11 protein-coding genes are annotated in these 13,954 nt (G+C 47.1%); 3 read left to right on the top strand and 8 right to left on the bottom strand.

The window, feature by feature from the left end; genetic code table 11:
* The 5 genes from SMSP2_RS06530 to SMSP2_RS06550 are packed head-to-tail and all read right to left on the bottom strand — an operon-like array spanning window position 1 to window position 7,000.
* Window positions 1–2,019 carry an FAD-dependent oxidoreductase gene (locus tag SMSP2_RS06530; protein ID WP_146683187.1) on the bottom strand — a complete coding sequence of 673 codons (2,019 nt, stop codon included), beginning with the start codon at window positions 2,017–2,019 and terminating at the stop codon, window positions 1–3.
* Window positions 2,020–2,059: 40 nt separating this feature from the next.
* A complete protein-coding gene (locus tag SMSP2_RS06535; RefSeq protein ID WP_146683188.1) occupies window positions 2,060–2,854 on the bottom strand; it encodes a 3-ketoacyl-ACP reductase in 795 nt (264 codons plus the stop codon).
* 1 nt (window position 2,855) lies between these two features.
* Entirely contained in the window at window positions 2,856–3,875 is a 1,020-nt protein-coding gene (locus SMSP2_RS06540) for a uroporphyrinogen decarboxylase family protein (RefSeq protein ID WP_146683189.1), read from the bottom strand.
* A gap of 1 nt (window position 3,876) precedes the next feature.
* Window positions 3,877–6,525: an oxidoreductase gene (locus SMSP2_RS06545; protein ID WP_186804899.1), complete on the bottom strand. Its 2,649-nt coding sequence runs from the start codon at window positions 6,523–6,525 to the stop codon at window positions 3,877–3,879.
* A 16-nt stretch (window positions 6,526–6,541) separates the two neighbouring features.
* A complete protein-coding gene (locus SMSP2_RS06550; protein ID WP_146683191.1) occupies window positions 6,542–7,000 on the bottom strand; it encodes a hypothetical protein in 459 nt (152 codons plus the stop codon).
* A 134-nt stretch (window positions 7,001–7,134) separates the two neighbouring features.
* On the opposite strand from SMSP2_RS06550, the gene SMSP2_RS06555 reads away from it, so the two are divergent.
* A complete protein-coding gene (locus tag SMSP2_RS06555) occupies window positions 7,135–8,061 on the top strand; it encodes an AraC family transcriptional regulator (RefSeq protein ID WP_146683192.1) in 927 nt (308 codons plus the stop codon).
* A gap of 218 nt (window positions 8,062–8,279) precedes the next feature.
* Here SMSP2_RS06555 and SMSP2_RS06560 read toward each other — a convergent pair whose 3' ends face one another.
* Window positions 8,280–9,353, bottom strand: a complete 1,074-nt coding sequence (locus tag SMSP2_RS06560; RefSeq protein WP_146683193.1) for a Fic family protein — start codon at window positions 9,351–9,353, stop codon at window positions 8,280–8,282.
* A gap of 565 nt (window positions 9,354–9,918) precedes the next feature.
* Complete coding sequence (locus tag SMSP2_RS14845; RefSeq protein ID WP_186804900.1) at window positions 9,919–10,083, bottom strand: hypothetical protein; 165 nt, start codon at window positions 10,081–10,083, stop codon at window positions 9,919–9,921.
* An 87-nt stretch (window positions 10,084–10,170) separates the two neighbouring features.
* Between SMSP2_RS14845 and istA the strand changes: the two genes are divergently transcribed.
* Both istA and istB read left to right on the top strand, forming a co-directional pair.
* Window positions 10,171–11,652, top strand: coding sequence for an IS21 family transposase (gene istA / locus SMSP2_RS06565; RefSeq protein WP_186804635.1), 1,482 nt, complete (start codon window positions 10,171–10,173; stop codon window positions 11,650–11,652).
* 34 nt (window positions 11,653–11,686) lie between these two features.
* Window positions 11,687–12,454, top strand: coding sequence for an IS21-like element helper ATPase IstB (gene istB, locus SMSP2_RS06570; RefSeq protein ID WP_146682973.1), 768 nt, complete (start codon window positions 11,687–11,689; stop codon window positions 12,452–12,454).
* Window positions 12,455–12,682: 228 nt separating this feature from the next.
* Here the strand turns inward: istB and SMSP2_RS06575 are convergent, their stop codons facing one another.
* On the bottom strand, window positions 12,683–13,801 hold the full coding sequence (locus tag SMSP2_RS06575) for a DDE-type integrase/transposase/recombinase (RefSeq protein ID WP_146683194.1): 1,119 nt from the start codon (window positions 13,799–13,801) through the stop codon (window positions 12,683–12,685).
* Between the last annotated feature and the right edge of the window lie 153 nt (window positions 13,802–13,954).

Here is a 13,954-nt window from a genome sequence, read left to right on the forward strand (position 1 = left end):
TCAGCTGTATATTCTGCCGTTTCGATAATCGGCCCAGGCCGGTTCAAACGCTTTTCGCTCTGAGGGGGCCATTCTAACCGGCACTGTTTCTGATGTAAAGAAATTCTCATTGGCAGGATCAAATACAATACGCATAACAGAATCCCGCAGCTTGAGATTTTCGGGCTTGAATCGGAGTGTTTCACCGGTATCAGGATCCTTAATATCAGGATGAACCTCGATTCCGTCACCAGCAAGAACCAGATGTGAGCCTCTCGAACCGGAACCTGCCTCTAACAGGTCCATGACAGCCTTGAGCGAAGCTACGCAGGCAAGCGAAATGTGTCTTGCCTGAACCGCAGTTATCAGGCTTGACTCGTTGTTGACGGCAAGACCGCATAATTGAATGCTTTGGAACAGCTCAAGGGCTTCTTTGAAGGCTTTTCTGACATTTGCAAGCTTGCGTATATGCCCGCCGAAAGCTGTCATCCTCTGCTGTATCTGCTTTATTGCCTCAACCGGAGCCGGACCGCTGCCCCGCAGTATATCAAGCGATTTGATCGCCGCGGCAATTTCTTTATCCACATCATCCGGGACAGTTATATCAGAGCCGTACGCGTTTACGATAAATTCTGCCGCACGCTGGGCGCCAACCTGACCGGCGTTCAGGGCGGAACCGCCGGGACGCTTCACGCCGTGAGACCCCGCCATCTCGCCTATGACGAACGTGTGCCTGATATTAGACTCCCACCATTTGTTGATCGCGAAGCCCCCATTGTTATGTTGTGCGCAGACAGCAATTTCAAGCGGCTCAGAATAGAGGTCAATATCATGCTCTTTGTAAATATCAATCGCCGGAGAATTCATATGCTCAAGCCGTTCAATGGGCAGGCTCTGCAACGCTGAGGCGGCCTTTAAATAATCAAGGGCCTCCGGCCCAAGATCCTCAAACCTGAATTCATCCATCCCCAGATTTCCGACAGGGTTACGCAGAAAATCCATAAAAACACGCCTGCCCTTTTGCGTCTCGTTAAATACGACAACATCTATAAGCGAAGACTGATAATTCTCAATCCGCTGAGGATCGAACGGCCACTGGTATCCTTTGAGAAAGATATCCGTTGCCATCCTGCTCATCGAAGGAAAGAAACCCGTGAGAAATTCACGCTCGTCATTGCCCTCGGCGTCGGTGCTGAATATCCTGGGTATTGCCTGCATGTAGGTACCGGAGACATTCCAGCGGAATTTTATGCTGGCCAGGCCAAACTGTGACTCTGTGAAGTTCTCCGCGGCAAGGCCCGCTTTGAAAGCTATGCCGTGCATTCCAGTCTGGCCCTTAGGATAGACACTTGTCTTATACAACGCACCTGGGCCGCCGGCAGCAAGCACGAAATTGTCGGCGAGGAACACGCTTAATCCCAGATTATCACCATGCAGCTGCTTTTTGTTTATCGTAATCAGCCCTAAGATTCTTTTATTATCGCCCTCGCCGCGGGTTATGAATTCAACTGCTTCCTGGTGGTCGTAGATTGTTATTCCATAACGCGTTATAATCTTTTCAAGGCACTCGCTCATGAATTTGCTTGTCTTGGGACCTGCCGAAGTGGCGCGTTCGTACGGGTCGTGATCGGTCTTGTAGCCGACATAGATACCCATAGAGTCACTGGGGAAAGGTACTCCGGCTTCTACAAGGTTATAAAACCCCCGAAGCGAGCCGATCCCCTCTGCCAGAGCCAGATCTGCGTGGCAACATCCGCCGGCGGTAAGGCTTTTCGCAAAACTCTCAGCGCTGTCGGCGACATCCGGGCTGGTGCCCATCTTATAGTATGTCTGCTTATCAGATCCGCTCATGCGGGATGCGCCAAGGGCTTTGCCGGCAGTAACCACCGCTATTCTTTCCTGAGGATTATCTACACCATTCTGATCCATATATTCATACAGTTTCTTTGCGCAGTTCATGCCGGCTGCACCGGCGCCGACGACTACTGTATTGAACCTGTGTATTTTGACATCCTGACCGTTTATTTTTCTTGTAGTCATATTACTCACTCAAATTCTCTGGTTTATCAAATTTATATTATTAAAGCCGCCTGAGATGAAATCCGCCGTCAACATTTATCACCTGACCTGTGGAAAAATCGAGCCTGCCCTCGGCTATGGCACCAACCGCCTTTGCGATATCTTCAGGATATCCCCACCTTTTTATGGGGGTTATTCCCTCTGCAATCAGCTTGTCGTATTTTTCTTTAACAATGCTTGTCATGTCAGTCATGATTATGCCGGGGCGAATCTCAAAGACACCAATATTGTATTCGGCGAGCCTGTCGGCATAGAGCTTAGTCATCATGCTTAAACCCGCCTTGCTCAGGCAGTATTCACCTCTCGCCGGGCTTGATGTGTATGCCGAAACACTGCTGGTTGTGCATATCCGGAAGTTGCGGTCAGGGTTTGACTGCTTCTGCTCAATCATCCAGTTAGCGGCAAGCTGAGTAAGAAAGTAAGGCCCTTTAAGGTTTATATTCATTACCCTCTCATAACTTTCCTCTCCGGCTTCGAGTATATCCTGCCGCCGGGCAGGGGCGACTCCTGCGTTGTTAACGAGCATGTCGCAGCGGCCGAAATGTTCTTTTGTAAAATCAATAAGCCGCTGCCTGTCTTCTGATCTGCTTATGTCGCCGCGAAGTGCATAAGCCTGTACCGTGAGTTTCTGCACTTCTTCAACAGCCGCCGCCGCTGCAGTGTCATCGGGCTGGGAATCTTTGAAATCAAAGTAGTTTATGATGATATTATACCCGAGTGAAGCAAGCTCAATCGCTATTGCCCTGCCGATGCCCCGGCTTGCCCCGGTAACTATTGCTGTAGGTTTATCTGACATTTTATTCCTCATCTAATAATATTTTTCGTGTTTTTATTATGTTGTCCGGCGAAACGTTACATGAGAGCACGCCCGTTCCGGCAATTATGTTATTATTTTCAGACGCGGCAGTCTTGACCGCCCTGATCTCCTCATCGGCCGCATCTATACCCGCTTCAATCGAGATGGGAGATATGTTGCGGCGGATAAGAGTATTGTATCTTTGAGACTTTTTGATGAATACTCTCATATCCGAGCTGAAATCACTCAGGATTATATCAGCTCCCGTTTCGAAAAGTTCTCCCGATATGGCTGTTGTATCCCCGCCGGTGACATACTCTATAAGATCTGCTCCGGAGGCCTTGTAATCCCGGAATAATTTTTTAACATGCGGAAGAATCATCTTTCTGAACATATCCGGTGACAGCAGCGGCGGCACTGCCTGTGAATCGAACAGGCATACTCCGCAGCCCGCCTCTATATACAGCCTACCGAACTCAAAAGCAAGCCCGCTGCAGTGGTCGAGAAGATCCGCCAGAGATTCAGGATCGGTAAAAGAGGCCATTATCAGCGGCTCGATTCCCATCAGAGAAGCGGCTATGGAATACGGCCCGCTCAAACCGCCCCGGACATGCACCTCTGAGCCGAACATTTTGCTGACCCTGCGGGCGGCCTCAACGAACATTCTTATTCGACCCTTTTCAAGTGCCTCATTAACCTTGGGCAGCTTTGAGAAATCAGGTTTTTCCAGAATTCTCTGCCTGAGATTAGGAACTTCATCCATCGAATCACTGAACACAACTTCAGCACCGAGAGACTGGGCCTCGACATTGTATATGTCAACCCCGACAGTCAAAACATCCGGCCTGTAGGTTTCATATTCTGCGGCAAGAGCCTCTGCCAGCCTATCAACATCCTGTGCGATAATTGAAGGGCTCGAGTTTATGAGCCTGGCTTTGTGCTCATAAACTGCAGGGCAGAACAAAAGCCTTTCGACTTTTTCACCGGCCAGTTTCCTGTTTAACAGTTCTCTTGAATTCATCTTAAAACCTGAGCTCAGCGTCAATAACTCCCGCTGCCTTCATGCCGTCGGCAACTGCCGCTACCACTGTAGCCGCCCCGTGAACAAGATCGCCTCCGGCGAAGACACCCTCACGGGAAGTCTGGTAATTATCTGTTTTAATAAGACCGTGTTCAATTTCTATGCCCGGCAGAATCGCTGCGAGTTTATCCGGCGATTTCTGGCCGATTGATTCTACAACTATATCGAAATCAAGGATATAGGCACTTTGTTCAACAGGCACAGGCCTGCGCCTTCCTGATTCATCCGGTTCTGCCAGCCGTGCGGGACATACCTTTACGCCGGTAACTTTGTTATCAGCAGAGAGATATTCAAGCTGCTGAGTGAGTATCATAAAATGAACTCCGCAATCCATCGCCCGGTTTCTCTCTGCTTCCCAGGCGGGCATCTCCTCGAAAGAGCGGCGGTAAAGCAGGTAAACATCCGCTGCGCCCTGCTCTTTGGCGGTAACAGCAGCATCCATGGCCGTGTTGCCGCCGCCGATCACCGCAACCCGTTTACCTTTGACATCTATTGAATCGGCAGATTTTGCCTGCCGCAGAAAAGAGAGAGCGTCATACAGGCCCTCAAGAGACAGTCCCGAGGTACTGATTGCCTTTGGAAGGCCCAGACCGACAAATACCGCATCAAAACCCTCAGAAAGTATATCGTCCAGATTAAAGTTTTCATCAAGCGGTTTGCCAAGGCGAAGCTCGAGCCTGTCCGGACTTACATTATCGAACACAGCCGCCATCTCACTCTTAAATGAATCAAGCTGTCTTTCTTCAGGTATAACCGTCTCGATCATGCCGCCGAGCCTTTCGTTTTTGTCTATTAGTGTAACCTTATGACCCGCCTCAATAAGCATCGCAACCGCGGCAATTCCCGCCGGGCCGGCACCTATTACCGCAACTGTTTTACCGGTACACTCCTGCGGCACCCGAAGCCTTGACCAGCCGTTTTTGTTGGCCTGATGCGATAGGTATTTCTGTATATCCGCGATCGGCAGCGAAGCGTCTCCGATAAACCGCTGCAGACAGCCGCCCTGGCACTGGCTCTCAACCGGGCACAGCCACGCGCAGACCTCTGGCAGTATATTTGCCCTGCGTATTATCTCATAAGCGCCCCTGTCGTCGCCGTCAAGGAACGCCTGTATAAAAGCGGGTATCTCAATACCAGCCGGGCAACCCCGTACGCAAGTGGCATCCTGGCACTGGAAACAGCTCTCTGCCAGACGTGCCAGATTCGCCCGGTCACTGTTTCTGCCGCGTTTGTAGACAGGGCCGTATATCTTGTTATCGCGGACTACACAGCCGGCACTCTGGCCGTCACGCATCAACTGTGTGCAAGCGCTGCAGCCTACACAAACCTTATCCTGATCCATTTTGCCGGTATTTATTAAGTCTTTGGCAAAATCGGGATATGCAAAAGCCATACGTCCGGCACCGATAATTTTAATTTTACCCGAGGCTTTCGCTGCCGCACCTACATTACCCATCAGATGGCGAAGCAAACTGTAACCGGTTCCTACAAGAACCATATCTGGGAATTTCTTCTGGATTTGTGCCGCTATTTCAATCAGCCTTTCAACGCCCTTAAGCGGGTGTTCCGGTTCAGCATAGGCGCCTTTGATCGGCTGATTAAACGGCCTGCCAACGTGCGGGTTGTAGTAAGGATTGGCGATTGTAAAGTTTACAAGCCTGACACCCTTGTCTCTGAGTATCTCAAGAAGCCGCAGAGGCTCTTCTAAATCCGGCTTTGTGTAGTCATTCTTATCTACACCCCAGCCATATGGATAGGGTATCGCGTCATAGAAACCAAGCCTTAAACATATCCCAATTTTATCACCAAGCTCCGCTTGTATCTTATCGACAGTCTCAAGAATGAAACGCGCACGGTTCTCAAGGCAGCCGCCGTATTTGCCTTTACGATTACGTGAAGCCAGCAGCTCATTTACAAGGTATCCGTGGCAGGATTTGATATCAACCGCATCAAAACCGGCCTTGTACGCGAGCCTTGCTGCCTGCACGTATTTGAGCTGAAGCCGGTCAAGGTAATCATCGCTCACGATGCAGCTGTCGTCAACCCTGCTGATTTTTTCGGTGCTCGGCTCCTGCTCCGGAACCAAAGAGTCACGATATGGATCCCGTTGCGGAATAAGAGGCCTTGCAGTGCCGTCCGGTTTACTGTATCTGCCCGAATGGGTGAGCTGGGCAACTATAACCGGTTTGTGATTCTCTCCCATACCTGACGCGGCGGTATCACGCATCTGCCTGACCATATCGGCGAAGGCATCCTTTGTTCCTTCATGCAGCCAAAGCTGGCGGGGGTTTGCCCTGCCCTCGGGGGTTACTGCTATGGCTTCTGCCCAGAGAAGCCCCGCTCCGCCGGCGGCAAACCTGTTGTATCTGCGATATGTAAGCGGACCGGGTGAGCCGTCCTCCAGCCCGTCTGCGCCTTCCATCGGGTTTACGGCCAGTGAGTTGGGGATTCTGAGATTTGCGGCCTGAACAGGCTCAGAGAGAATCGAAACATCTTCGATCGCCGCAATACCGGCACCCAGCCGGGCACAATCCTGCTCAAAGCTCTTGATATCTGATAATTTATATTTCCATACTTTTCTGGTAGTCATATTTGTTTCCGTAGTATTAGGCATTGAATAAAAGCATTTTCGCAAATGCCAGACTGTATATCACAAAACCGGCACAGAGTATGTATCCGCCGATTATATAGGATCGTGTTTTTTTTTGGCGTTTTATGATTATCCCGGTCAGAACATCTTCCGGGCTCTCATCTAGCCTTGAGGTTGTCCAACTGATGCCGAGTACATTTTTCCAGACCCATACGGCACTGGTAAGCACTACAGCCAAACCTGTTATAACACAAATCTGAGCAAAAAGGCTTGTATCTGCTATACGCCTTCCGGAAAAACCTGTAATCGTAAGCACCACACCTGCCAGACTCATCAAAACCTGGGCTCTGGTCTGCAAGACATTGAGCTGCCTCTCCAGAACTCCTACCGATTTGTACAGGTCTCCGCCGCACAATTCAAGGAGGTTTTTTGCCTCACGGGCCGCACTCTTTAAAACTTCAGTATCATTTTTCATTCTAAGTCCTCGCTGATTAAAACATTATTATATACAAAGCATGCCCCTATGTCCTTGCATATACGGCAGATTTTAATTTGCGTTTTCGGCAATTTTGTTGACTTTTGACATAAAATTATTTATAAGAACAAATTATGAAGTCAGATTATTTAAAAAACATAGCTTTCCCCGAATACGGAATACTAATACAAAGCCGCATAAAAAGACCTGATTATGGCGACAAACCTCACGCCCATAAATATTTAAGCATAATATACATAGTATCCGGCCATGGAACTCTTGAGAGGGACGGCTGCAGCCGCAATCTCAACCCGGATAATATTGTCATGCTGAATAAAGGCAGTATGCACACACTTACAGACAAGGCCGGAAAACCGATGACTGTTTTCTCTATGTATTTTGCCCCCGAGACTGCCGGAGTCGACAAAAAAATCGTTGATTATGTGTTCAGTTCGGAAGAGCCTCTGAATCTGCCGGTATATTATGCTGAGTTTGTTCGGAGAAACATAAGACAGATGCTACATGAACAGTCCAACCGGCCTCCCGGCTGCAAAATGGCAATCTGCCAGCTGTTCAACCTTACACTGTTGTGCATATACAGGGCTAAACTGATAATTTCCAAAAACGCCGACCTTCATTCCAACGCCGACAGCAACACACGGGTCATGGCTGCACTGGAACATACCTCAATAAACTCACACGAGCAGTTCTCGCTGAGCGACGCGGCAAGGCTGGCCAAAGTTTCACAGCGTCAGTTTACCAATATATGCCGCAAACTCACAGGCACCAGTTTTATTAAGTATTTAAACAGAAAACGATGCGAAAAAGCAAGGCAGCTTATCAGCACTACAGAAATGTCTGTTGCCTCTATTGCATTCGAAACAGGTTATGAAGACCTTTCAACTTTCTACAGAGCCTTTAAAAGCATATACGGAACAAGTCCTACGAAAATAAAACGTGATTTAACCCTTCAACAATATGATCTTAAGGTTACGGGGAACTGCACCCCTGCGAAAAAAAACAGCAGGGCCGAGCCGGCTGTTGTGTACAACATCTTTTGATTGTACTACGTAACCCATTGTGTATAATAGACTTATGTTTTGAGTTTTCAGTGATAATTATTGTAATTGTCAACCACTCATGAGACCGCTGAAAAACTCCAGATTTAGCCACATTTGCTCTTTCAAAAGTTCATAGAATTGATAGTTTGACAAAATATGCGGGACAGATGTAAGCCAATCAGGAAAAAACACCTACGCCATATTACCCAATTCGCTACCTAATTAATATAATCATTACCTAATTGCCATTTATCAGTTTTTTGCCATCTGGCCTGCTGGCCACGGCCAAGGCATTCTACCAAACCATTGACCTTAAACCGCTTCAAAACCTTTCGTATCATATCAATACTTACATCAGGGCAATCAAGCTGCAATTCGGAGACTGAAAATGGACCTATCTTATGTTCTATAGAGGATTTAATAATCGATGTTTTAGCTCCTTTTTCAGAAACTGTATGACCAACACTTTTTTCAAATTCTTTGCAGGCTAAATTAAAAATCGATAAAACATAGTTGATATACGGCCAGGGGTCATGCCGGCTCTCATGCCATCCCGCAGAACTTTGTTCAAGAGTTTCATAATAACGATCTTTATTCTGTTCGATCAATTTTTCAAGGCTTATATATCTACCTACTTCATAACCAATATGATAGCTTTGCAGAAGCATTAAAAGCCTTGAAACTCTGCCATTACCATCTCTAAAAGGATGAATACACAAAAAATCCAGATTAAATGCGGCAAGAGCGATCAGAGGAGGAACCCAGCGTTCTTTTAAGCAATCACCCCAAAGTTCTGTTAGATGACTTATATATTCAGGTGTTAGACCAGGTTCAACTGTTTTAAATCTGATACGCTCAGTTCCATCAGCGTATTTTTCAATAATATCACCTTGTTTCTCCTTGTACTTACCAGCATCCCAAATATCCCCGCGGGCATATTTGTGCAAATCCAGAATAGTCTTCTCGGATACTGACAAATCACTGCCATGTTTATGAACTAATTCCAAAGCCTGACGGTATCCTCTGATTTCTTCTTCATTTCTATCTTGTAAAAGGGATTTGCCAAAAATTACGGTACCGACTCTGGCTTGATTAATTTCAACACCCTCTATTCGATTAGAAGAGACCGCACTTTCGATAATAGCATGTTCTCGTAATGTTTTTAATTTCTGCGGTAATTGGCGAGTAAACAATTTCTGCTTGCCCAGGGCTTCTCCCAGATCCGTAAGATACCAGGAAGCTGACGTGGGTATTAATTCAATACCTTTAGCAAATATTCTTAGAGTATTCATTGTACTTGATCTTTAAGTGAAAAAAATTTTAGAAACACTACTTACAGAGTTCAAAGCCATCTTGAGTATCACCTTAAAACCCGGCATATAGCCTCATTTCTTTTCAAAAGCCATTGTACAAAAAAACTGCTCAATATCAACTGGTAACTTCAGCTTGCAGGATTACTTTTTCTATAGGATCGCATGAGCCTTACACAATTTCTTGCGACAAGGGGCTCCATATTGCCCTCAGTGCGTTGACGGTTGCACCACGGCTAATGTCAAATGCCTTTGTTAAATAGCTGTTAATCTCTCACTCACATATACTTACAAACAGTCTTGTCAGACGGTCGATCCATTAGTTATGTACCATCTGTAATTGTCAACCACTCATGAGACCGCTGAAAAACTCCAGATTTAGCCTTATTTGATCTTTCACAAGTGCATAGAATTGATGGTTTGGCGAAATTTGCGGGACAGGTGTAAGCCAATCGGGACAAAATTTGGGCGTAAAATCGCTCATTTTCTGTGTCAGGACGTACATTCCCCACTGTTCATTGGCACTGGCTTATAAATTTGTAGAATATCAGCCAGCTTTTTTCAGCCGGTAGCCGGTTATCCGGGCCTGGCGAAAATAGCGTGTTTCAATCTCGGTTGGCACAAACTTGGCATCACGTGCCGGTGCTTCAGGCAGGTTGCTGTTAAGCGGCGCTGAAAACAGGTCAGTAATGAGCGGGTCAAAATAGGTCATTTTGAAAGGAAGTTTTTGCCTTAGAGTCGTTATATTATCGATATTATCGAAAATATAACGGAGGTCTTTATGGCGAACTATCTAAAAATGACTAAAAGAAGTGTAATACAGACATTAAGAGAGCGTAACTGGTCTTGCAGGCGTATATCCAGAGAGCTTGGCATCCACCTGGATACGGTGCGTAAGTATGCAAAATCAGACAATGATAATTCAAAACAGGTCACTAACGCGCCTCCCGGGTCGGTGGCCCAAAGCTCAACCGGTCCGGTAAGCAATTGTGAGCCTTACCGTGAAATAATTAAGAACAAGCTGGATATGGGGCTCAGCCGCCGGCGTATATGGCAGGATCTTCGTGACGACCACGGCTCTGATGTCAGCTACCACAGCGTTCGCAGGTTTGTCAACCGCCTCAGTAAAAATTCGCCTGTTCCGTTCAGGCGTCTTGAATGCAGGCCCGGTGAAGAGGCTCAGATAGATTTTGGTACGGGTGCACCGGTAATAACGAAAGATGGCAGACGAAAAAGAACTCATGTAATACGGGTAGTGCTTAGCTTCTCCCGTAAATCCTACAGCGAGGCAGTTTTCAGGCAGACCGGCGATAACTTTATAAATTGCCTGGAAAACGCTTTTCACCACTTTGGCGGTGTTCCGCAAACACTGATAATAGATAATCTTAAAGCTGCTGTAAACAAAGCTGACTGGTATGATCCTGAGATACACCCAAAAATAGTGTCATTCTGCCGTCATTACGGTACCGCCATTTTACCCTGTAAGCCGTATACCCCAAGACACAAGGGTAAGGTTGAAAAAGCAGTAGCATATGTCAAAAATAACGCCCTCAAGGGCCGCAGCTTTAAGAGCCTCTCAGAGCAGAATCAGTTTCTTCTCAGCTGGGAGAGCCGTATTGCCGATACCCGTATTCACGGCACTACCCGCAAGCAGGTAGGCAAATTGTTCACAGAACAGGAAAAGCCTGCTTTATTGAGGCTTCCGGTTGGAAGGTTTCCTTCATTTACAGAAGCTCAGCGGTCCGTTCACAGGGACGGCCATATAGAGGTAGAGAGGACCTATTACTCGGTGCCTCCGGAATATACCGGCCGCAAGGTATGGGCAAGATGGGACGGCCATATGGTAAGAGTATTTAACCGCAGCATGGAGCAGATTGTTGTTCACGCTAAAGTTGAGCCGGGCAGATTCCAGACTCAGGACGGACATATTCATTCAGAGAAAAGAACAAAGATAGAAAACGGCGTTGTATGGATGCTTGAACGAGTCAGTCTGATAGGTGAGAATGCCCAGAGATGGGCCCGGCAGATGCTTGAGGCCAGAGGAATACCTGGTATCCGCGTACTTCTGGGCTTGCTGAATATGACCAATACCTATAACGGTAACAAAATCGATAATGCATGTAAAATAGCGTTAAGCCACAATGCTTTTCGATTGAAGACCATCAGGAGTATTATTAAACACGGCGGTGACAGGCAGCTCCAGATGGAATTTATAGATGAGCACCCTATTATCAGAGATATCTCCAGTTACGGAGAATTCGTAAGAGAGGTTCTGGGCTGAACAATAATCATAACTTATTCAGGAGCAGATTATTATGAACAATTCACTGCACAACACATTAAAATCACTAAGGTTGTCAGGTATGCTTGAGATACTTGAAGTTCGATTGCAGGAGGCAGCCGGCAACAGCCTCACTCATGCTGAGTTTTTAGAACTGATCCTGCAGGATGAGATGCTGGTCAGAAAGCATCGCCAGATCCAAAGGGGTATTAAGGCTGCCGGGTTTAGAGAACTCAAGACACTGGAGGAGTTTGACTGGCAGTTCAACACTTCGATTAAAAGAAGCCGGATATTTGATATGGCCACATGCCGCTTTATCAGTGAGGGCATTGATGTTTTGCTGCTTGGCCCGCCGGGTGTGGGCAAGAGTCATTTGTGTCAGGCGATAGGCTATCAGGCAGTCAAGGCAGGCATGGCTGTGCGGTACCGCTCGATATTTGATGTTGCCAGGGATTTTCTGCACGAAGATGCCTTTGCCTGTCAGGATAAGGTAATGAACAGATATCTCAAGCCGGAGCTGCTGATAATCGATGATATGGGCATCAAGCATCTGCCAAAACGCTGCGGCGAGTATCTGCTGGAGATCATTATGCGGCGATATGAAAACAAATCCACGATGATGACCTCCAACAGGCCGCTGGAAGACTGGGGCAAGCTCATTGGTGATGTACCATCGGCAACCGCAATCCTGGACAGGTTTTTGCATCATGCTGAGATCATCAACATCACAGGCCGCAGCTACCGTCTCAAGGACCGTGCCGAGCATGGTGCCTGTGAGAAAAGAGCCGGCCATGAAGGCTGACTCAGTCTTAACCGGCCTGTCCCGCCCGGCTTGCGGCGGCCAGGTTCCGACGAGCTTTTTGGGTGGCCCATTCTCACCCGGCCGCCGGTCCGGGCGAAACAGGCCTGGCGTATCTGCCCAATAACGTCGAAAATAATCGTTTTATCCAAATCCAACTTGACAAATGAAACTAAAAATAGTAAATAACAACTGGTTTAACTGACCCATTTTGAACGCGCTCATAGTGACCTAATTTAAAGCGCCGATTGACAGGTTGCCGAAGAATACATCATCAGGACGGTTCCCGTCTAATGCCATATGCGGCCGCCAGGCGTTATACCAGAATACAAATTCACTGCATAACTCATGCAGATGATCGATACCTCTGATGATTGGAACATGGTTGAGCCATTCTGATTTTAGGGTTAAATTTGCCCTTTCTGTTACAGCGATCGAACCTTTCTTCCCGATGGCTCCAAGTCGGTGTTTAATCCTGTTGTTATTCTTCAGGCACTCAGCGAAAGCCTCACTTATAAATACGCTGCCCTGATCGGAAATGATGTGCTTTGGAGAACCATACCTTTCTATGGCTTCATCCATGGCATTGATTACCCAGCCGGCATTGGGTCCTTCCAGCGGCACTGCAGCCATTATCTTGCGTGAAAAGTGATCGATAATAACGCAGACATGCACCTCTAATAAGCCCCATTTATAGACAATTGTAGTATCAATTGACCAAACATGGTTTGGGTACCAGGCAGGGATTGAACGGGACTCGGTTTCATCTTCTGTTTTCTTTGATTTGAGTGCTTTGCGTGGTGTTTTTCGCGGCTGCGGCCTGTTGAGTATATTCCTGACAGTCGAGGCTGAGAGAAAGATGCCCAGTAGTTTGAGCTGGTTGGCAACTCTGAACCTACCCCAGCCTGCATTTGATTTTGCTATCCGCCAGACCAGAGCAGCCAACTCGGCAGGTGTCTTATTAGCTGGGATAACTGCCTGTACCCTTTCTTCTATATTCTTGAGCCAGCGATAGAGTGTTGACCTGGCAATTCCAAGATGCTCTTTCACCCTTCGTCTTGGTATCTGAAAGGTTTCCATATAGCAGAGAATAAACAGCTTCTCGCGGATAGTATATCGCTTGCTATTGTTCCGTTTCAGAACGGCCTTCTGCAAGATAGACACCTGTATTTGAAGTTGACTAATCATATCACGAAGAAAGAGTATCTCTTTATCCTTCTCGTCAATGTCCATCCCGGCAAGTCGTTCGAGGCTACGTTTTCGAGCCCTTCCAGAAAACCCTGCAGCAAGTACTGCCGCCTTTATGATCAATCTCACAGCAATGTTGATAATCTCGATGTTTTGAGACATATTTTTCTGCTCATAATGTTTAACAAAGGTACAATTCCCATAAAACGAGCAATGAATTATTGTAAAATTACCTGAAAATGCAAAATGATGCAGTTGGACACATAAGTGACTATTATTTAATGAGATAAACTTTCGTTCTCGGGTGGCCCGATT

The organism is Limihaloglobus sulfuriphilus (assembly GCF_001999965.1).
Taxonomy (GTDB): domain Bacteria; phylum Planctomycetota; class Phycisphaerae; order Sedimentisphaerales; family Sedimentisphaeraceae; genus Limihaloglobus; species Limihaloglobus sulfuriphilus.